18 protein-coding genes and 1 other annotated feature are annotated in these 19,833 nt (G+C 47.7%); of the genes, 6 read left to right on the plus strand and 12 right to left on the minus strand.

Features of this window, described 5'->3' with window-relative positions:
• The first annotated feature begins 58 nt into the window (after positions 1-58).
• A complete protein-coding gene (locus tag JNUCC31_RS18410) occupies positions 59-475 on the plus strand; it encodes a sensory rhodopsin transducer (protein WP_192263148.1) in 417 nt (138 codons plus the stop codon).
• 62 nt (positions 476-537) lie between these two features.
• Here JNUCC31_RS18410 and JNUCC31_RS18415 read toward each other — a convergent pair whose 3' ends face one another.
• The 5 genes from JNUCC31_RS18415 to JNUCC31_RS18435 form a co-directional block, all read right to left on the minus strand.
• Positions 538-1,680 carry a Ger(x)C family spore germination protein gene (locus tag JNUCC31_RS18415; protein WP_228469753.1) on the minus strand — a complete coding sequence of 381 codons (1,143 nt, stop codon included), beginning with the start codon at positions 1,678-1,680 and terminating at the stop codon, positions 538-540.
• Between the two features lie 8 nt (positions 1,681-1,688).
• A complete protein-coding gene (locus JNUCC31_RS18420) occupies positions 1,689-3,158 on the minus strand; it encodes a spore germination protein (RefSeq protein ID WP_192263152.1) in 1,470 nt (489 codons plus the stop codon).
• Positions 3,139-4,245 carry a GerAB/ArcD/ProY family transporter gene (locus tag JNUCC31_RS18425; protein ID WP_192263154.1) on the minus strand — a complete coding sequence of 369 codons (1,107 nt, stop codon included), beginning with the start codon at positions 4,243-4,245 and terminating at the stop codon, positions 3,139-3,141. Before JNUCC31_RS18425 ends, JNUCC31_RS18420 begins: the two co-directional genes overlap by 20 nt.
• An 82-nt stretch (positions 4,246-4,327) precedes the next feature.
• Entirely contained in the window at positions 4,328-5,323 is a 996-nt protein-coding gene (trpS, locus tag JNUCC31_RS18430; RefSeq protein WP_192263156.1) for a tryptophan--tRNA ligase, read from the minus strand.
• A gap of 155 nt (positions 5,324-5,478) precedes the next feature.
• Positions 5,479-5,801, minus strand: a binding site (T-box leader).
• Positions 5,802-5,828: 27 nt separating this feature from the next.
• On the minus strand, positions 5,829-6,764 hold the full coding sequence (locus tag JNUCC31_RS18435; RefSeq protein WP_192263158.1) for a DMT family transporter: 936 nt from the start codon (positions 6,762-6,764) through the stop codon (positions 5,829-5,831).
• A 173-nt stretch (positions 6,765-6,937) separates the two neighbouring features.
• On the opposite strand from JNUCC31_RS18435, the gene JNUCC31_RS18440 reads away from it, so the two are divergent.
• Entirely contained in the window at positions 6,938-8,332 is a 1,395-nt protein-coding gene (locus JNUCC31_RS18440; protein WP_228469087.1) for an aminotransferase-like domain-containing protein, read from the plus strand.
• An 85-nt stretch (positions 8,333-8,417) separates the two neighbouring features.
• Here the strand turns inward: JNUCC31_RS18440 and JNUCC31_RS18445 are convergent, their stop codons facing one another.
• Together JNUCC31_RS18445 and JNUCC31_RS18450 are read right to left on the minus strand one after the other, a co-directional pair.
• Complete coding sequence (locus tag JNUCC31_RS18445) at positions 8,418-9,737, minus strand: glutamate-1-semialdehyde 2,1-aminomutase (RefSeq protein ID WP_192263161.1); 1,320 nt, start codon at positions 9,735-9,737, stop codon at positions 8,418-8,420.
• Between the two features lie 91 nt (positions 9,738-9,828).
• Entirely contained in the window at positions 9,829-10,872 is a 1,044-nt protein-coding gene (locus JNUCC31_RS18450; RefSeq protein ID WP_192263163.1) for an LCP family protein, read from the minus strand.
• 204 nt (positions 10,873-11,076) lie between these two features.
• On the opposite strand from JNUCC31_RS18450, the gene JNUCC31_RS18455 reads away from it, so the two are divergent.
• Genes JNUCC31_RS18455 through bcp form a run of 4 tightly spaced genes read left to right on the plus strand, consistent with a single transcriptional unit; the run spans position 11,077 to position 14,217 of the window.
• Positions 11,077-12,123: an ABC transporter ATP-binding protein gene (locus JNUCC31_RS18455; protein WP_192263164.1), complete on the plus strand. Its 1,047-nt coding sequence runs from the start codon at positions 11,077-11,079 to the stop codon at positions 12,121-12,123.
• On the plus strand, positions 12,124-12,918 hold the full coding sequence (locus JNUCC31_RS18460; protein ID WP_062326197.1) for an ABC transporter permease: 795 nt from the start codon (positions 12,124-12,126) through the stop codon (positions 12,916-12,918).
• A 4-nt stretch (positions 12,919-12,922) separates the two neighbouring features.
• On the plus strand, positions 12,923-13,708 hold the full coding sequence (locus JNUCC31_RS18465; RefSeq protein ID WP_192263165.1) for an ABC transporter permease: 786 nt from the start codon (positions 12,923-12,925) through the stop codon (positions 13,706-13,708).
• A gap of 38 nt (positions 13,709-13,746) precedes the next feature.
• Positions 13,747-14,217: a thioredoxin-dependent thiol peroxidase gene (gene bcp, locus JNUCC31_RS18470; RefSeq protein WP_192263166.1), complete on the plus strand. Its 471-nt coding sequence runs from the start codon at positions 13,747-13,749 to the stop codon at positions 14,215-14,217.
• 180 nt (positions 14,218-14,397) lie between these two features.
• Here bcp and JNUCC31_RS18475 read toward each other — a convergent pair whose 3' ends face one another.
• Genes JNUCC31_RS18475 through JNUCC31_RS18495 form a run of 5 tightly spaced genes read right to left on the minus strand, consistent with a single transcriptional unit; the run spans position 14,398 to position 19,669 of the window.
• Positions 14,398-15,525, minus strand: coding sequence for a GerAB/ArcD/ProY family transporter (locus JNUCC31_RS18475; RefSeq protein WP_192263167.1), 1,128 nt, complete (start codon positions 15,523-15,525; stop codon positions 14,398-14,400).
• 34 nt (positions 15,526-15,559) lie between these two features.
• On the minus strand, positions 15,560-16,666 hold the full coding sequence (locus JNUCC31_RS18480; RefSeq protein WP_192263168.1) for a GerAB/ArcD/ProY family transporter: 1,107 nt from the start codon (positions 16,664-16,666) through the stop codon (positions 15,560-15,562).
• A gap of 19 nt (positions 16,667-16,685) precedes the next feature.
• Entirely contained in the window at positions 16,686-16,922 is a 237-nt protein-coding gene (locus JNUCC31_RS18485; RefSeq protein WP_192263169.1) for a hypothetical protein, read from the minus strand.
• 5 nt (positions 16,923-16,927) lie between these two features.
• Positions 16,928-18,130 (minus strand): Ger(x)C family spore germination protein, encoded by a 1,203-nt coding sequence (locus JNUCC31_RS18490; RefSeq protein WP_192263170.1) that lies wholly within the window; start codon positions 18,128-18,130, stop codon positions 16,928-16,930.
• Positions 18,131-18,148: 18 nt separating this feature from the next.
• The gene (locus JNUCC31_RS18495) at positions 18,149-19,669 is read right to left on the minus strand and encodes a spore germination protein (RefSeq protein WP_192263171.1); all 1,521 of its coding nucleotides are present in this window, start codon (positions 19,667-19,669) and stop codon (positions 18,149-18,151) included.
• Positions 19,670-19,833 lie beyond the last annotated feature (164 nt).

Consider the following 19,833-nt stretch of genomic DNA (forward strand, 5'->3'; position numbering starts at 1 on the left):
CACCGCGAGCCTCCCGCGTGTTTAACCTAATTATTGCATTAGCAAAGGAGGACATTCATTGACAAAGGATCAGACGAATGCTTCAGCACATAAAACACCTTCCACAGGGACAGGCCACACCTACTGGGTGATTCCCGATGGGTACATTCCGCCAGACAGCATGGGCAGACTGGAGAGTCACGAGAGCATCTGTGTTTTAAATACAGGTACAGCGGATGCACAACTGCAAATAACGATATACTTCGAAGACAGGGAACCGCTCGAAGACATCGTAAGTGAGGTGCCTGCACGGAGAACAAAGCATATCCGGACAGCGTCGCTGAGATCTGGTGAGCAACTTATCCCGGTAGGAGTACCCTATGCAATTACGGTCTCCAGCAATGTTCCTGTTATCATTCAATACAGTCGTTTGGATACAACCCAGCCCGAACTGGCACTGATGAGTGTCATGGCGTTTCCACTAGACAACCAATAGGAGAAAGCAAAGACGACCAGTAACCTTGTATTCCATTACAAGCGGCTGGTCGTCTTTGTGCATTACTCATTGTATTTATACGTGCTGGCATTGAGGATGTCCACTTTGACCTCCACCTTCCCAAGCTTGAACCGCTCAATAGGATTAGCCCTTTTGGACACCTGTCTCCATAAGGCGAGATCATGACGATAGAGGTGTTCTACAAGACCGTACGAATCAATCTTGCGTGATTTAGTTTTCTCAAACGTATCGCGGATTTCGGACTCGATTTGTTTTTCGGCATCTCTTTCCATGGAATGAAGAGACCAGGGGGGCCCATGCTCCTCAACAATGGAACTTTTTACAGAAGTTTGCAGGTCGAATATAACACCATCTCTTTCTTTCCTTGCCTTTATCGTAGTTTTCGGGTTATTAAGTCTCAGGGTCAGCTCCGGAGTCTTTGCTCCATTTTTGTAAATGTACAACGGGTACTGATAAACGTGATCATAATTAACGAATCGTGTACCGTCTGCTTCCTTACCTGCCACTTTGCCCTGATTCTTGCCGTTTGAAATCACATAAAATCCATCCATTTTAACAAGTGGGGGGGCTTTCTTCCCGTTGAACCAGGTCTGGTTTTTGTTCGAAATGGACGGCAAAAGAATAACTGACGCTGGCTCCCGAAATCCGTCAAGAAGCTGATGAAGCCGAATGGGTTCGAAGGTGGATTGTTGCTTATACAGCTTGATCGGTTCAAACAGTTCGATGGTCTGAGGAGATTGGTTCAGCAATGCAGAGGAAGAGAGCACTTCAGGAATGTTATGGTCCGTACCGTAAATCCAAGGTGTATATCTCATCTGGCCTGAATGAAGCAGTGTATTAAAAATATCCTCCAGGCGCCCGTCCAGGGCGTTTTTCGATAAAACGATCGCTTTTACATGGGTCCATAATGTTTGCTGTTGTGATGTTTGATATAGGTCATTAATAGCCATGCTCAGCGTCGTGCCCTCGCCGCGTCCCACCCAGATATCACTTGCTTCCCGGGAAGTCGGACCCTCCTGCTTGGCAATACTGGAGAAATCAATCAATTGGGCATAAGCAATGTAGTGGTTATCCGCATAATCTATCCCTATTCCCGTGATAAAGTTAATGCTCTGAACCTCTTTGGAATCCCAACACCCGGTCAGCAGGATGAAGCAGCTCATAAGCAAGCACCCCTTAGTCATCCATCTTGTCACGGGCGTTTCCTCCGGCGGGTGGAATCCTGTGTATGGAGTGCTGCTGGACGCTTGGTCCGTTTCATGGAAGGGTGCATGGATATGGTTTGGGTGAAATCGCCAGGAATATAGGGAGATACGGGTGACAGATATGATACGCCATAACACTCCAAGGAGACGAGGTGCACCAGTAGAGCAAATAACCCAATCATGAAACCGAAAAGTCCTAGGATGGAGGAGATCGCAAGCATCCCGATGCGGACATGGGCAGTAACCCCGCTTAGCACGGTATTTACCAGAATATAGCTCGAGATGACTGAGATGGCTACCGTTACAATGATGGTGGGAGAAGTAATCCCTGCGCGAATAGCGGCATCCCCGATAATAAGACCGCCAACCACGCTGACAGTCTGTCCCAGTGCCCGAGGGAGTCGCCGACCAGCTTCATTGAACAGCTCGAACATAAAAATCATCAGAAATGCTTCCAGCGTGACCGGCAAGGGCAGACCCAGCCTCGTGCCGGCAATCGTCGCCAGAAAAGGCAGCGGAATCTGCTCCACATTGAAACTGGTCAAACCGATATAGAATCCGGGAAAGAAACAAGCGATCAGCAACCCGGCAATGCGCAAAATCCGTTCAAAAGTTACAATGAAAAACGGCGTACTCTCGTCTTCCGGTGATTTCAACTGATTGAACAGGGTAGTTGGAGCAATGACTGCGACTGGTGAACCTTCAATTAAAACGGCAAAACGCCCATTTAATAGGGAATCGACAACATAATCAGGACGCTCTGTATTATCCGTGAGCGGGAAAATGCTGCGAATGCCTCCCATCACGGCCCGTTCCATAATGGAGGTACCAAGAATGCCATCGATTTCAATCTTGTCGAGATTTTGGCGTGCTTCTTTCAGAATATCCGGATTAATGATGTCTTTTACATACAACAGACCAATGGAGGTCTGTGTTCGACCGCCTTTAACGTATTTTTCATAACACATCGAAGAGGTTTTCATGCGTTTACGAATGAGTGCGATATTTACGCTCAACTCTTCGGTGAATCCATCGCGAGGCCCTTTTACGGATGATTCGATGGCTGATTCCTCAGGGTTTCTGCCTGGTATGCTCGCGATATCGAGACTCCAGGACTGATCACCATTTCCGAAAATGAGAAGTAATTGTCCACTGAAAATCAGAAGGTTTACATTCTCTGCATCGGCGAGATCTTCTATTGGATTCAATGTTAATCCCAATTCTTGGGGATGTGCTTCTTCTATAAGTAGAGAATGCTGCTCCAGCCGGGGGATAATAAATTGGTTGAGTTGTTTGCCATCGATCAAGCCGTCGCAATAGAGCATAATCACCGACATATCAGTTTCATCTTTGGCAGGAAAGGTATGAATAACAACATCTGCGCAGGGGTTGAACTGATCCTTCAAAGAGGCAAGCAATGTTTCATGGGACGTGGTGTCAATCGGATGGTGCTCCATGATGTTTCCTCCTCTGATGGCGTGAACTGATGAATGCAATTGTCGTTGCAATAACCGCTAGTCCACTAAGATACATGAGATTGAACGGGAATATGTAGCCGACAAGCAGCTTCTCGAACGTCATGTCATCCAGACGGTACATCATGGTGAAAATAAAGAAGACAGCTAACGCGACACAGCTGATGAGCCTTCTGGTGGCGCTCTTAATATTCCAAATTTCTACCATAATATACATGGCAAGACTAATTCGGGTGAAAGATCCAGCAAGCCACTGATAGATCGAAAAGAAATCTGTCTGGGCGATGTATTTACCCAAGGAGGCAATTCGCCATTCCTCAAAAGCGGGATATCGCATTTTGGCAGCCTCAAAAGGGTCAAATTCCACGATAGCCCCAATGAGGGGGCCAAGTGTCAGCCCAAGAATAATCAACGCGAGCATCAGATACTGCCACACGCGTATCCTTTTGGAGAGGTGGGGCTGTATGTACCAGATGAAAAGCAGCTCAAACATGCCTGAAAGACTGTAGACCATGCCTTGAAGCACGGGGTGCCAGCCATGTTCAAGCACAGGTAGCAGACGGCTGTAATCCTTGTATTGTGTATTTACAATGGCGACATAGAATCCAAGCAGGACAACCAGAGGCAGGATCAGCCCTGCTGTAAATGCCAGAGAACGTATTCCTTTATAAGCAGCGTATGCACAGAGAGACATGATGGCAATGCTTGTAACCAATACCGGTGTCTCTGTCAGATAGTTGGTTTTGGCCCAGGTGGTCGTATCGTGCAGGGTGAGATAGATCACGGACAGAAAAAAGAGACTGTTTCCCATCCGAAACAGCAGGCCAAGGGGTTTGCCCAGATGGGAAGTCAGCCATTCATGGAGAGTTTGATGCTGGAGAAAACGGGAGACATAGGCAAGCATCAGGGTGAATAAAAGATACGGGCCTGCAGACAACAGAACGGATATCCACGCATCTCTTTTGGCCGAGGACAGAAGGGCAGGGATAATCAGGACATGGCTGATCAGGCCGACGGATAACATAATTAACATCATGGCTTGCAAAAAAGAAGGCTGTGTTCGTTTCATGCTGAGGGGACCTCTTTTCCCAATAGACTGTTCTCAGCAGTGTTAACGTGATTGGAGCGCTTCATACAAGACAGCCTGAATACTAAAGGTTAAAATAACGAATACCCATGGCTTCTCGCACCTCAAGCATTGTTTCCCGCGCGACTTTCCGAGCTTGACGGGTGCCCTCGATAAGAATCTCTTTCACCTCATCTTCCCGTTGCTCATAGTCTTGTCGCCGTGCACGGAACGGGGCAAGCAACTCATTAATTGCATTGCCAGCCAGCTGCTTGCAGTCTCTGCATCCAATCGTCCCCTGGCTGCAATTGGCATGGATTTCTTCTGCATTTTCATTGCGAAATAACTGATGATAAGCGAATACCGGGCAGATATTCGGGTTTCCCGGATCGGATCGATGAATACGCGCCGGATCTGTCTTGGCCTTGGTCAGCTTGGCATGTACATCATCAGGACGGGCATTCAAGGAGATCGCATTGCCCATACTTTTGCTCATTTTCCCGATGCCATCAAGTCCACCCAGACGCTCTCCGGTCAGAATGCGTGGCTCAGGCAGCACCGGAGCATATAACTCATTAAACCGACGTACCAGTTTCCTCGCTGTTTCGATATGAGGAATCTGATCTTCGCCTGCCGGAACAAGGGTTGCTTTGCAGAATGCAATATCCGCTGCCTGGCTGACAGGATAACCGAGAAATCCGTAATATAGATCCGTATAACCCCGGTCACGTGCTTCATTTTTAATCGTGGGATTATGACGAAGATTGTTAACAGTGATAAACATGGAGAAAATGACAGTCAGCTCGGCAATTTCCGGAATCATGGACTGGATGAACAGAGTAGCTTTATTGGGATCGATACCTACGGCAAGGTAATCGAGTGTCACTTGATGCACGCTGTCTGCAATCAGTTCGGGCTGGTCGTAATGGGTAGTTAACGCTTGGATGTCTGCCAGCAAAATGTACGTTTTATATTCGTTCTGCAATTGCACCCGGCTGCGCAGGCTGCCCACGTAATGGCCGAGATGAAGCTGTCCGGTTGTCCGGTCTCCGGTTAAAATAATGTCTTTGTTCATGTTCATGGTTTAGTCTCCTTTGAATTTGTGATGTTCCGATTATAGGTTGCTGACGCCACCAGCCGTCTTCCACGACCATCACCTCCTTTCAGCCTGCCACAGTTTTGGGCTCCAATAAAAAAAGCTTCGTCCTTCATCCTGTTTCCCAGACGGGAACAGAATAGAAGGACGAAGCTTATGCCTCGCGGTGCCACCTTAATTGGCCGCTGGTTGCACGGCCCACTTGAAAGATACGGAATAACAATATATGCGGAAAGCCCGGTTGTGGGAAGTCCACATATACCTTATCGATATCCTGTTCATGGATAACGGCTGAACATGCCGCCTTGCCTACTGACGATCCACGCTCCTGACTACAGGTGCAGACCGGGTTCAACTCGGAACTCCGAAGCCCATTTCCACATGACTGATGCACCTGCTCACACCATCCGCCGGCTCTCTGAACCATCCTGTCCTGTGTACTTCTCTTCATCATTGTCAATAACGTCCGTTTACAATTTTTCACATTGTATCACGCTTTGGCTTGGTTGACCAGTCTGCGCTTTCTTCCACTCATATTGGTGCCAAGTACACCAGCGATGATGAGCAAGGCACCCACAAAGTGGTAGCCGTGTACTGGCTCAAGCAATATCCACGCCCCGCCGGCAATGGATATCAGTGTGGACAAGTTGCTGAACACACTCATCTTGGAAGCTTCCAAATGAGTTAGCGCATAACTTGCCAGCAGCGTGGAGATCATCGTGGAAAGGATGGCGAGATAGGCTAGTGCTCCCAGATACGATGCATCTCCGAGTGGTTTCACATAGTCCACCAGGGTTCCGCTCGACGCATGACGAATCAGGGATGCCGCGTTAAAGACGATAAATCCAACCATCAGGGTCACCCAGGTCAATTCCATTGGTTTATATTTTTGAGCCAAGGGCCGTGCCAGCACACCATAACCTGCAAAACAAACAGTGGAGAGCAGCAGTAAAGCAATCCCTTTAAAGTTGCCTGTGGACATTCCGCTGCCTTTCATTACGAAAATAAAGACTACACCCGCCACAGACAGCAGCAGGAACAATTTTTGCAGGGTGGACGTACGCTCCTTGAGAAAGATGGAGGCGAGAACAAGGGTGAATACAGGGGCAGTGGCCTGGATAATACCTGCTTCCGAAGAATTGGACGAGACGAGTCCGAATGCCTGAAAAGCAAAGAATAAAACAGGAGAGAGCAGCCCCAAAGGAATGATACGCCACAGGTCACGCAGGGTTAGCTTAATCCTGATCCATCCGAAAATGACAGGGATGCTGACTGCGAGTAACGACAAAGCAAAACGATGGGCCAGTACATCGATAGGATGTGCAACACTAACCGTCATTTTGACAAATAAAAAAGATAAACCAATAATGGCTGCATATAAAACAGCTGCTACATATGCATATGTTCGAGTTCGGGTACTGTTCATGAGGTTTCCTCCAAATATTACGGTTTTTCTTTTCAACTACTACTGTTGCATATGTTGCTGTATGGTCTGGCCTTATTCAATATACTGCCAGACCAATAGTGGTACAATAGACAAAAACATTTACTGTGCCGGTACAATTAAGAGTATGGATGTCAGAGGAAGGGTAGATTTCAATGAGAAAGTATGAAATGATCGCCGAATCACTAAAGCGCTGGATTCAGGAGCAATTGCAGCAGCAGAACAGTGGACAATGGCAGGACAAAGGTATCAAGCTCCCGGCTGTGCGTGTTTTGGCCGAGCAATATCAATGCAGTGTGAGTACAGCCATCCGTGCATATGAGTGGCTGGAAGAGCGACATCTGGTCTACGCAGTGCCTCAGTCCGGGTATTATGCGGTACAGAATGGAGCCGATGTCGATGATCGGGAGTTGCAGGGACCGTTGAATTTTGCCTCGGCAGCACCTGATCCACGGGTATTTCCCTATTCCGATTTTCGTCATTGTGTGGATCAGGCGATGGAGAAGAAACAGGCGGAGCTGTTTTTGTACGGAACGGAGAGGGGCTTGCCTTCATTGATTGAATTGCTGCAGAAGCAATTCGCCGATTATCAGGTCTTTGCCCGGCAAGAACAGTTTTTTATTACGTCAGGGGTGCAGCAAGCGCTGGCTGTATTGGCCTTAATGCCTTTTCCGAATGGTAAAAAGCAGGTGATGCTGGAACTTCCGGGTTATCATAATATGCCCTCGCTTTTGAAGGGACTGAATGTACCGATTGCTGGCGTCAGACGCTCTCTGGACGGCCTGGATTGGGAAGCGCTTGAACGACAGTTCCGTGAAGGAGATATCAAATTTTTCTATGTCATGCCGCGTTTTCATAACCCGATTGGCACTTCCCTGACGGCAGCAGAGAAGAAGAGATTAATTCGGCTGGCTCAGCGTTACGATGTCTATCTGGTAGAGGATGATTATCTGGCTGATCTGGAAGAGAACACGAAGCAGGACCCGTTATGGTCCTATGATACAGAGGGGCGGGTCATTTATCTGAAAAGTTACTCCAAAATCCTGTTTCCCGGCTTGCGGATTGGCGTAGCTGTTCTGCCTGCAAGTCTTATGGCATCGTTTAGTACATACAAAAAAATGCTCGACATTGACACCGCTGTTTTGTCCCAGGCTGCACTTGAGGTTTACATTCGTAACGGGATGTTTGCTCATCACGGCAAAGTCATCCGCAGCCGTTATGCTGCCCGAATGAACAAGTTATATCAAGAGTTTAACGCCTTTTCGGACTTTGCTCCATTTGCGAATGCGCCGCGTACAGGAGGGGAGCATACAGTTCTGCCACTCGCTAAGGATATGCCGCTGAGGGTCTTGCTGTCCCGTTTGGATCAACGGGGAGTCATTGCCGATACAACAGAACGATACTATCCAGAAGGTACACAAGAGATTCATCAGGAGAAAATGCTGCGGTTGAACATATCCAATGTACCCAAGCAGCGGATCAAGGAAGGGTTGCGAATTATCCGTGAGGAAATAGCGAAGCTGCAAAAGGCGTCCACACAAGCGGAATAATCGCTAGTGTGGACGCCTGATTTCATGAGATCATTTTCAATGATAACTTTATTATGGTGCAGTGCATGAATAGTTTGATAACGGTTTACGCCTGAGCCATGGCCTTGAAGGAAGCTTCCGCGGCTTCGAGTGTTTCCTGAACATCCTTGTCCGTATGTGCAGTCGTCAGGAACCAGGCTTCATATTTGGACGGAGCCAGGTTAATGCCACGGTTCAGCATGTGACGGAAGAAGGAAGCGAAGAGCTCTCCGTCGGTATCCTGGGCCTGATCATAGTTCGTAACCGGGTGGTCACAGAAGTGCGTGGAGAAGGCACCACGAATCTGGTTGATCGTCAGGGCAATACCATGACGGTCAGCGGAAGCCTGAATTCCTGTCGTCAGGTCGATCGCAAGACGTTCCATCTCTTCATACACCCCTTGGCCTTGCAGCACTTCCAGACATGCAATGCCCGCTGAGATGGATGCCGGATTGCCCGCCATCGTACCTGCCTGATATGCAGGGCCTAGCGGAGCAACCTGCTCCATCACCTGTTTCCGACCGCCGTAAGCACCAATGGGCAGGCCGCCGCCAATGATTTTGCCAAGCGCAGTCAGATCCGGTTCGATCTCAGCATGGTTTTCCAGCCCAGCGTATGTCTGGGTAGAACCATAATGGAAGCGGAAAGCGGTGATAACCTCGTCGTAGATTACAAGCGATCCGTTGCTCCGAGTCATGGCACAGAGTCCTTCCAGGAAGCCGGGTTCCGGCATGACCATACCGAAATTACCGACAATCGGTTCAACCATGACAGCAGCGACATCATCGCCCCAACGCTCCAGAGCCGCTTTCAGGCTTTCCAGATCGTTGAAAGGCACCGTGATGACTTCGTGTGCAATACTGGTTGGGATGCCTGCACTATCGGGAATTCCCAGCGTGGATGGGCCTGAGCCAGCAGCAACAAGCACCAGATCGGAGTGACCGTGGTAACATCCGGCGAATTTCACGATTTTGTTGCGTTTCGTATATGCACGGGCAACCCGGATGGTGGTCATGACCGATTCTGTACCGGAGTTCACAAAACGAACCTTATCCATCGAAGGAATGGCTTCTTTCAGCATTTTGGCGAGTTTGATTTCAAGTTCCGTCGGCGTGCCGTACAGTACGCCATTTGCTGCTGCCTCGGTAATCGCCTGGGTAATATGGGGGTGAGCATGTCCTGTAACAATTGGGCCGTACGCTGCGAGATAATCGATATAACGGTTATCATCGACATCCCAGAAGTGCGCACCCTGCGCCTTTTTCATAAATACAGGTGCACCGCCACCGACGGCTTTGAACGAGCGGGAGGGGCTGTTAACACCTCCTACAATATGTTGAAGGGCTTCTTCGTATAAAAGTTCGGAACGGGAACGTGATGGATTCATAAGATAACTTCCTTTCGTATTTAATATTAATATCTATACAGAACACAGCGAAAGGGCAGCGTAATGGCTGCCCTCTGCATGTTTCACTTCGTTACTGTGCCGGTTGCTCCGAATTTTTTTCGTCCGCGCTGGCTGTTTTGTCGTCTGCTCCGGTCTTGGTATCTTCCGACTGGGCAGGGGGATGAATGATATCCTGAATAAGCTGTTTCAACTTCTCTTCATTGGTAACAGTCAATACTTGAGCTCCGCCTGGGGTACGTTCTTCCTTAAGCATATTCATTGGCGGAATTTGCTCGCTGCCGTTCATGCTGCTCTGGTAGCCAAGTCCACCCAGTTTCCACATGTCAGAGAGGGTCAGGTTGGTATCCACATAAGGATTGACCTGTTCCAGAATGGAAGGCAGTTTGGCAATCGTAGTCGTTGATTGCATTTTCGCTGCTACTGCTTTCAGGAATTCACGCTGACGTTCGGAACGTGCAAAATCCGACATGGCATCATGGCGAAAACGTACGTACATCAGAGCTGTTTCACCATCCAGATGCTGGTAACCTTTTTTCAGATCAATATCGTATTCATTTTTGTCCGCTTTGCTTGTATAGTGCATGTCCTTCTCTACGTCAAAATCCACACCGCCAACAGCATCCACCAATTTGATGAATCCTTGAAAATCGGTATACACATAATACTGTACAGGGATTCCCAGCAGATCTCCGGCAGCTTTCATCGCTGCATTGGGACCGTGGGTAATCGCTGTATTAATGCGTTCTTTGCCATATCCATCGATATTGACGTATGTGTCTCGCAGAATCGAGAACAGATTGATTTTTTTGGTAGTTGGGTCAAGGGATACGACCATCATGCTGTCGGAGCGGGGAACTTCCCCTTCCTTCAGTCCGCGGGCATCAACGCCCATAACCAGGATGTTCACTGTTTCGGTGCCTTCCCATTTGGGAGGGTCCGGGGTGTTTACTTTTTCAACATTATCGATACCGGCAAACGGGGATTCGTCGCCTTCCTTTTGCAAGCCATTCAACTGATTAAGAATAGAACCAAAATAAAATGCCGCTGCGCCTCCAACGATCAACACGAAGGTGGCAAGAGAGATCCAGATGGTTCTCTTCGTCTTTCTGGTCATGCTAGCTCTCCTTTGTATTCAGAATGAAATTAAAAACGAGTTCGGGCAATCCACTATTCCGAAGCTGTCCGAACACATCATCCATCCTTTCGGCAGAGGATGCGGCTTCAGAGTATTTTAAAGCTTGCTGAATTTTGACTGATACCATTATAATTTCTTTTTGGGCTACAAGCAATTTCAACAAAATCCAAGTGAGGTATAATCATGCTGGCGATTGATGTCAAAGATTTACGCAAGTCGTTTAGTGTCCAGAAAAGTCGAGGTGGACTTAAGGGCGCATTCCAGGACCTGTTTGCACGTCAATACCAGGAGGTATTGGCTGTAAATGATATTTCATTTCAGATTCCGCAAGGCGAAATATGCGGATATATCGGGGAGAACGGTGCCGGTAAATCAACTACGATCAAGATGTTGACCGGCATTTTGGTGCCTACTTCAGGGCAAATATCGGTTGGTGGATATGTACCGTATCAGGAACGTGAGAAGTTTGTACAGAATATTGGTGTCGTTTTTGGTCAACGCAGTCAACTATGGTGGGATATCGGTGTCATTGAGTCCTTCCATCTGTTGCGCAAGGTATATCGGGTAGGTGAGGTCGATTTCCGTAAACGGCTGGATGAGCTGGTTGAGCGGTTGCAGCTCACGGAACTGCTGAACCGTCCGGTACGGAAGCTCAGCCTGGGACAGCGTATGCGCTGTGAGCTGGTTGCTGCGCTGCTGCACAATCCGGATATCGTTTTCCTGGATGAGCCGACCATAGGTCTGGATATTGTTGTGAAGTCGGAAATTCGCGAATTCCTGAAAGACATGAATAAGGAACACGGAACAACCATCTTGCTGACGACCCACGATCTGCAGGACATCGAAGCGCTATGCTCCAGAGTCATTATGCTTGATGCAGGCCATATCATCTATGATGGCGGTTTGGATCACCTGAAGTCCCAATGGGGCAAGGAAAGGGAAATCCGATTCAAGTTCGGCACGGGTCATACCATGGAGCAGATGCTGGAATGGACTGCTGGGCTGCCTGTTCGCTGGACGGTAGAGAACGAACTGTCCGCATCGGTCTGGATTCCACTTGAACTCAATGTATCGGATGTGCTGGGACGCGTAGTGGGACAGGCGGATATTACCGATATTCAGATTATTGAGATTAACACGGATGAGATTGTGCGCAGTATTTATCAATCCGGTTCTGCCGAGCGTCCCGAGATTGTGGGAGCAGGGAACGAAGCGGTGGGTGTATCCTAGATGAATAGTGCATTTTTTGATTTTATGCGCATCCGGTTTCTGACGATGCTTGCATACCGGGTGAATTATTATTCCGGCATTTTGATATATACGCTGAATATCGGCGTGTATTACTTTACCTGGCAGGCGATTTACGGCAGCAGTGGTGAACTGGGCGGTTTTACGGCAGCTCAGATGACGACATATGTGGCGGTATCGTGGATGGCGCGTGCGTTTTATTTTAACAATCTGGATCGGGAGATCGCTGCGGACATTCGCGATGGCTCCATTGCCATTCAATTTATAAGGCCGATCAACTATGTCATGGTCAAAATGATGCAGGGGCTGGGCGAAGGCATTTTCCGTTTCCTGCTGCTGATGATTCCGGGGATGCTCATTGCCATTCTGCTGTTCCCGGTGGAACTGCCTACGGCGCCGTCTGCGTGGATTGGCTTTCTGGTCATGCTGTTCTTCAGTTTTCTCATTAACTCGCAGATTAATGTCATTACCGGACTGGCGGCCTTCTTTGTGGAAAATAATGAAGGCATGATGCGCATGAAGCGCGTTGTGGTCGATTTATTCTCTGGTCTGATTATCCCGATCAGCCTGTATCCAGGGTGGATGTCTGCAGTGATGAAGGTATTGCCTTTTCAGGCCATTACGTATCTGCCCGGCTCGGTTTTCACCGGAAGAGTAGAGGGCACCGGCATCTGGAGCGTACTCGGCATCCAGGTGTTCTGGTTTGTCATACTGCTCGTTCCGATGATGCTGATCTGGCGTCAGGCGCGCAAGCGTCTGTTCGTGCAAGGAGGGTAATGCGATGTACTATATAGGTTTGATCTGGGAATATTTGAAGAATTATATGAAAACCAGGCTCACGTACCGTGCCGACTTCTGGGTGGAAATCCTTTCAGATCTGTTGTTCCAGGCAACAAACCTGATCTTTATCTTTGTTGTTTTCCGGCATACGGATAATCTGGGCGGGTGGAGTGAGAGCGAAGTCCTTTTTGTTTATGGGTATTTTATGGTGCCTTATGGCATCTTCAGTTGTTTTATCAATCTGTGGGGGTTCAGCGAGCGGTATATTGTCAAAGGTGAGATGGATCGCATATTGACCCGTCCGGCGCATAACCTGTTCCAGATTTTACTTGAAAATGTGGACCCGCCTGCGCTTGTGGGATCGTTTATCGGCCTGGTCATCATGGGCATCAGCGGTGCGGAGATGGGACTCATGCTGGAGTGGTGGCATATCCCGGCCCTCATTATTCTTGCCCTTAGCTCCGTTTTAATCTATGCGGGCATCTACATCACCTTGACATCGTTGTCTTTTTATTCGGACGCGCCTACAGGTATCCTGCCATTAATGTACAACATTCAGGGATACGGACGTTATCCGGTAACGATCTATAACCGTGCGATTCAGGTCCTGTTAACATGGGTCATTCCGTTTGCCTTCGTGGGCATTTATCCGGCAGCACTGTTCCTGGAGCGATCGGAGATGCACCGCATGGCTATGCTGACACCAGTGGTGGGATTGGTGTTTGGCTCCATCGGCCTTCTGCTGTGGAATTATGGTGTGAAGAAGTATCGCGGAGCAGGATCATAACAGAAATCCTTGTGAAAGGAAGATGAGGTAGAGGAGGAATGGAGATGACATTAACCGAAGGCCAGCTTGCTCCAGGTTTTGAGCTTCCATCGAGTACGGGAGATACTGTGAAGCTGTCGGATTACCGCGGACAGCGGGTACTGCTTTATTTTTATCCTAAAGATATGACTTCTTCCTGCACGCAGCAGGCATGTGACTTTCGTGATCGGCATGAGGCGTTCAAGGGATTAAATGCTGTTATTTTGGGCGTCAGCACCGATCCGATGAAACGGCATGACCAATTCATTGCCAAATACGGCTTGCCCTTTATTCTGCTGTCAGACGAAGATCATCAGGTAGCCGAGCAATACGGCGTATGGCAGCTCAAGAAATTGTATGGCAAGGAATATATGGGGCTGGTACGCTCCACGTTTCTCATTGACGAGGAAGGTGTTCTGCTGAAGTCGTGGTTGAAGGTACGAGTCAAAGGACATATCGAAGCAGCGCTTGAGGCTGTAAAGGAATTGTAAAAAAGGGAATGTTCCTGTTCTCTCCATAAAGGAATATGTTCATTTCTTATGAAGGGCTGTGCTCGCGGAACTTACCGTGGAGCACAGCCTTTTTATGTCTTACTTTTTCCTTTTGTAATATGGCATGTTTGATCTATTTCTCGCTGATCGTAGGAGGCTCCATGGATTGATGCAAAATGTTCATGTGTGTAACCGTTCTGGGCTGGTTTGGCTTTTTTTGTTCTTGCCAAAGCGTATGCGATGAACCAGCAAAAGGAACAGGGGGATGATGAAACTTACGGTGATGTCCCAATCCACCCAGGCAGGCATGATGGTATTAGTGTAGAAGATGACATTGGGTGAAATCAGAATAGACAATGCAAACATAAGCAAGGCTGAAGGTAATATAAGGGGTTTATATGCTTTTAACTGAAACAGTTGAGCTAGTCCGATAACAAAAGCGAACATATACAGAAGGCTTTTGAAATAGGTTGCAATTAACCATGAGATAGCCATAAAGGCTTCGATACGCTCAAAGAAGTTACCAATATTAATCTTTTGGGCCAGGGCATACGAGGTATAGATGTTATGCTGTGTCATGAATGTCCCGACAACGAGCAGTGAGAACAGTAACAGTGCACTCAGAAGCATACCTCCCAACAACGTGGCAAGCAGCATATCGCGTTTGACATGTGGACCTGTCATTACATAAGGAAGAATCATGGTAAGTACGATGAGTTCACCAAAGGAAGTAAAGGCTGCCCGAACCACTGCTTCGATCAGATGAATCCACTTGATGCTCATGAAAGGTTGCAGATGTGAACCGTCTATTTTGGGCAAAAGCCCCATGAACAGGAGAAGCATAAAGATAACAACAACGGGGGTTAGCAGTTCAATGCTTGCTGCCATGGGCTGCAGACCTTTCATAAGGCCCCAGATCAGAGAACACAAGAGCATAATCAAAATGACACGAATGGGAGTTTTGAGGTAAATCTGGGTGGTCATAAAGTCTCCAACCTCACGGATACAGACGGCAGCACCTATGGCAAAATAGAACAGGTAACCAACGGATAAGACCGATCCTGCCCAGAGACCAAGCAATTTTCTGTTGATTTCAATTAGGGAAAGATCCGGAAACGTTTGATGGAGTTTGTACAGAATCCATATGAGGAACAGACCAATGGGCTGCCCGAGGATAGAGCAGAGCCATGCATCATTTTTACCCAAAGCGGAGACCAAGGGTGGATAGATCAGAATCATATCCCCTACCATGACAAGAAAGGTAAGCAAGGTGAATTGCCGAATACTGATTTTATCTTGAATGGTCATGATCTCTATCCTCCTTTCTGAACGATACGTATACTTATCCGGAAGACTTGGTCATCCAGCGCTTTTTGAACATATGCACCAACAATAACAACCCAGGCAAAATAATGCTTAAGGTGGTGTCCCAATCTACCCAGTACGGAACGACGGTAATGACGATGAAAGTCAAACTGGGCGAGACCAAATTGGCAAGGCCAAAGACCAGCAGGGATGTCGGCAGGATCAGCATGCGATACTGCTTGAGCTTGAACAGCTCGGCGGTTCCCAAAACAAATGCATACATATACACCATGGCTTTGACATATGTGGAGATAAGCCAGGAAGAAGCCATAATCGCTTCAATGCGCTCGAAAAACCCGCCGATATTAATCTTCTGAGATAAAGTAAAGGAAGCATAAATATTATGCTGTGTAAGGAAAGCACCCAGAACCAGCAGAGAGATGGTAACGAGTGCTGCCAGGATCAGGTTGCCGAGCCCTGCAGCAGCAAGAACATCCCGGGTACGGTGTGTCTGATTCAACGTGTAGGGGATAATCATCATGATGGGAATCACTTCACCTACCGGGTATATGATACTAACGAGAATCCCTTGCAGGATAGAGACCACACCCGTATCTGTAGCAGGCTTCAAATGACTAGGGTCAACCTGGGGCAGTAGACAGAATGTAAGCACAAGAATAAACACAATAAGGATAGGCATGAGCAATTCACTGCTTCGTCCCATCGTTTCCAGCCCATGGTATACTCCCCAGCCAAGCGCAACAACAAACATCAGGGCAATGACGCGAAGCGGAGTGTACTGAAAAATTTGGGAGGTGATGAAATCTCCGACTTCCCGGATGTGGGTGGAGGTGCCTATCACAAAAAAGAAAAGATAAAAAATGGAGACAAGCGTGCCTGGCCAAAATCCCAGAATACTTCGTGAAATCTGTATCAGATTTTTCTCCGGATAAAGACTGCATAGCTTTAGAAACATGAGCATAAGGCACATTCCGAGTGGAACCCCGACAAGAGCGCATATCCAGGCATCTTGTTTGGCATAGGAAGTGATAACCGAGGGATAGATGATCATCATATCCCCGACCACCATCATGAAAATGAGAGTGGACAATTGTCGTGTTCCAATGCGGCCCTGCTCCAGCATAGTATCCCTCTCCTTTTTCCTAAGTTCCAGTCAGATGTGCCAGAAATTGATTTACGGGTTCATAGATCCATATGATGAGATATAGTGGACTCGGGAATTCCCACAAGTTTGCTGCAATGACACTTAAGAAGGTAGCCAGCAGAAGCAAGGTACTGTATACAGCCGTTTCTTTCCATTCCTTGCTTCGTATGAGGGCAGGAAGATCGAACCACCCGATCAGCCCAGCAATTACAATGACGCTAAGTGTAAGCAACATCCTGTTCACTCCCTAATTTCGTCTTTGAACGAATTATCCAGTGTCCCTACACGTTTGATTTGCACATTGACATCATAATGCACATCCAGATTTTCAAGATAGTCATCCCAGTCTTTCTCCACTTTTTTGAAAAATGTAGGATCTGCGTGATATACCTCTTGTCCAAATCCGAAAATATCAACATGGAACTTGCGCTGCACCGACTTGATGGATTCTTGCATCAGATCCACAAGCCGCTCCTCACTGTCCCGCTCCAGTTCCTTGATGACGTCCATGGAACCAATCTTGATTCCGCATTCCACAGCACCGATGGAGGATACATTTTTGATTTTGATGCTGATGACAGGATGACCGGCAACGACTTTTGCTTTGCGTTTGGTTGTTGAGCGCAGGGTTTTGAAGGTCACGTTCCCACCTTTTCGGCAAGGAAGATGTCCAATGGTAGATTTCACATTGTTTCGGATATAGTTATATCCCTTGGACTCATCCTCCGTTAGCCAGCCAATCAGCTTGTCCTTTTTGAATACGGAAAGTCCGGTTGATTTCAGGCTGGCGGGAGAATGGATGGTTGAAATGTTATCCTTACTTCCGCTTTTCTCCTGTGGACCAACAATCTCCACGCCGGTTATGACAGGCTGTATGCCGGGAGCAATCATATATTCCATTAACTGATCTCCGGTAACGGTTGTCGTGGGTGACCAGATTTTGGAGGATACATCCAGTGAATTAAACAACTTCTCTGCCGGCAAGTTCTCAAGTGGAGTTAACACATCCAGTACTTTGGCAGCCGTTGTATTTCGGGCCACCATGACATAGTAGTCAGGGCGTACCGTAGGTTCCCGCATTAGAGCTTCAGTTACATCATATATACCGGCTTTCCGGGCATATTCTTCACCAATGACCATTACGCGAATATGCGCCATAAAGATACGGCGGGGACTAGATTGAGTTAATTTTTGCATCGCTTCAAACAATGTTGGGGCAGAAGCTTGGTACTGCGTCACAGGTGTCCCTTTGCCTCCTCCTGATTTGGAAGATACTTCATTGGGCACAACCACTTGAGCGGTCACCTTAATCATTTCGCCATCCTTGTCCACACCCAGTCCCAGCATGATGCCGAGCTCATTGAGTTCCTGTCGATCCCAGCATCCGGTAAGGAGAGGGAGCAGAACAGCAACAGACAGAATCAATTGTAGGCATTTGTTCATACACGTTCTCCTTACCGATTATCGTTTTGTTTTTTGGTTTGCCTGTCTGGTTTCGTTTGGCGTTCCGGTAGAAAGAGGACGGGTCTTCATCCGGGTCCAAGGCACGCGGAAAAGGGTGTCTTTGATATCTTTCCCGATATAAGGTGCAAACGGGGACATATATGACACGCCAAAAGACCTTAAACTGCATAGATGAGTTACAGTGATCAGCAGAACGATCAGAATGCCGTAGAATCCGAAGGCAGCAGCCAAGATCATCAGAACAAAACGCAGAATTCGCACAGAGATGGACAATCCATTTTCCGGAATGACATAACTGGATATCGCTGTAATGGATACGATAATAACCATGGCAGCCGATACAACGCCTGCATCTACTGCGGCCTGACCAATAACAAGGGTACCCACAATGGAAACGGCCTGACCGACAGTCTTTGGAATCCGAATGCCCGCTTCCCGCAATATTTCATAGGTCAATTCCATTAAGATGGCTTCAATGAATGCCGGAAATGGAACCCCTTCACGCTGAGCTGCCAGACTAATGAGCAGATTGGTAGGAAGCATCTCCTGATGAAAGGTAGTAATAGCAATATAAAAGGATGGGGCAAGTAACGCGATAAAGAAGGCCAGATAACGAATCATTCGAATCAATGAACTAATATCGGCCCGCTGGTAGTAATCTTCGGGAGACTGAAAGAAATGAACAAACAGGGCTGGCACCAGCAGTACGAAAGGGGTGCCGTCTATAATAATGGCCACCCGGCCTTCAAGCAGGGCTGCACAGACGGCGTCTGGCCGCTCACTATTATAGACTGTTGGGAAGATTGTACCTGTCTTGTCCTGCACGAGCTCCTCGATATATCCGCTTTCCAGAATGGAGTCAATATCAATCTCATCCAGCCTGCGCCGAAGTTCCTGGACCACCTCTTGATCAACGATATGCTCCAGATAGACTACCGCTACCCTGGTGTTGGTGACACGACCAATCTCCCTTTCTTCGATCCACAGATGGGGGTCTCGAATTCGTTTGCGTATCAAGCTGGTATTCGTGCGCAAATTTTCATTAAAGCCTTCCATGGGACCACGAACAACCGTCTGGGATATGGGCTCACCAACGGCGCGGTCTTCCCAGCCTGCTGCTGCAATTTTCAAGCCCTGATTCGATCCTTCAAGGAGCACAACGACAAAGCCTGCCAAGAGAGCATCGAGGACGTCTTTCATCTCATCGATCAATAGAACGTTGCTGGCCACCAGAACGTCATTCTGGAGATAGTGCAGATGCTCATTTTCCGCCGAAAAGTCAGGCAACTCACGGATCTGTAATAAGGATTGCAGGATGGAAAGATTAACAATCTGTACATCTACCATTCCATCAATGTACAACATGGCAGAAGGCCATTTGTGAAGACATTGCAGAGGACGAATCATCAGGTCTTTGCTGTTTCCCATCACCTCCTTGCAGTAATCGGTATTCTCTGTAAGATCCGGAGATATTTTTTTCGGACTTTGACTCGGATTGTGCTGCTCTGCTGTACTCATTCCTTCATCCCCCCTTTACACCCTATATTTGCAAATTAGTATGACCTGGATGAATCCGGATTATCACAAAAGTGTTATTGAATATCCTCGTGCAAAAAAAAAGAAGATTGCCAATGGTTGTATATTAGAATAATATCTAATTAGATTGTTATCTAATATATTGA

It is taken from the genome of Paenibacillus sp. JNUCC-31 (assembly GCF_014844075.1).
Classification (GTDB): domain Bacteria; phylum Bacillota; class Bacilli; order Paenibacillales; family Paenibacillaceae; genus Paenibacillus.

Coding starts and splice junctions, on each gene's coding strand:
- JNUCC31_RS18415 (WP_228469753.1), bottom strand. CDS start 1,680: ATGACTAAGGGGTGCTTGCTTATGAGCTGCTTCATCCTGCTGACCGGG.
- JNUCC31_RS18420 (WP_192263152.1), bottom strand. CDS start 3,158: ATGGAGCACCATCCGATTGACACCACGTCCCATGAAACATTGCTTGCC.
- JNUCC31_RS18425 (WP_192263154.1), bottom strand. CDS start 4,245: ATGAAACGAACACAGCCTTCTTTTTTGCAAGCCATGATGTTAATTATG.
- trpS (WP_192263156.1), bottom strand. CDS start 5,323: ATGAACATGAACAAAGACATTATTTTAACCGGAGACCGGACAACCGGA.
- JNUCC31_RS18435 (WP_192263158.1), bottom strand. CDS start 6,764: ATGAACAGTACCCGAACTCGAACATATGCATATGTAGCAGCTGTTTTA.
- JNUCC31_RS18440 (WP_228469087.1), top strand. CDS start 6,938: ATGAGAAAGTATGAAATGATCGCCGAATCACTAAAGCGCTGGATTCAG.
- JNUCC31_RS18445 (WP_192263161.1), bottom strand. CDS start 9,737: ATGAATCCATCACGTTCCCGTTCCGAACTTTTATACGAAGAAGCCCTT.
- JNUCC31_RS18450 (WP_192263163.1), bottom strand. CDS start 10,872: ATGACCAGAAAGACGAAGAGAACCATCTGGATCTCTCTTGCCACCTTC.
- JNUCC31_RS18455 (WP_192263164.1), top strand. CDS start 11,077: ATGCTGGCGATTGATGTCAAAGATTTACGCAAGTCGTTTAGTGTCCAG.
- JNUCC31_RS18460 (WP_062326197.1), top strand. CDS start 12,124: ATGAATAGTGCATTTTTTGATTTTATGCGCATCCGGTTTCTGACGATG.
- JNUCC31_RS18465 (WP_192263165.1), top strand. CDS start 12,923: ATGTACTATATAGGTTTGATCTGGGAATATTTGAAGAATTATATGAAA.
- bcp (WP_192263166.1), top strand. CDS start 13,747: ATGGAGATGACATTAACCGAAGGCCAGCTTGCTCCAGGTTTTGAGCTT.
- JNUCC31_RS18475 (WP_192263167.1), bottom strand. CDS start 15,525: ATGACCATTCAAGATAAAATCAGTATTCGGCAATTCACCTTGCTTACC.
- JNUCC31_RS18480 (WP_192263168.1), bottom strand. CDS start 16,666: ATGCTGGAGCAGGGCCGCATTGGAACACGACAATTGTCCACTCTCATT.
- JNUCC31_RS18485 (WP_192263169.1), bottom strand. CDS start 16,922: ATGTTGCTTACACTTAGCGTCATTGTAATTGCTGGGCTGATCGGGTGG.
- JNUCC31_RS18490 (WP_192263170.1), bottom strand. CDS start 18,130: ATGAACAAATGCCTACAATTGATTCTGTCTGTTGCTGTTCTGCTCCCT.
- JNUCC31_RS18495 (WP_192263171.1), bottom strand. CDS start 19,669: ATGAGTACAGCAGAGCAGCACAATCCGAGTCAAAGTCCGAAAAAAATA.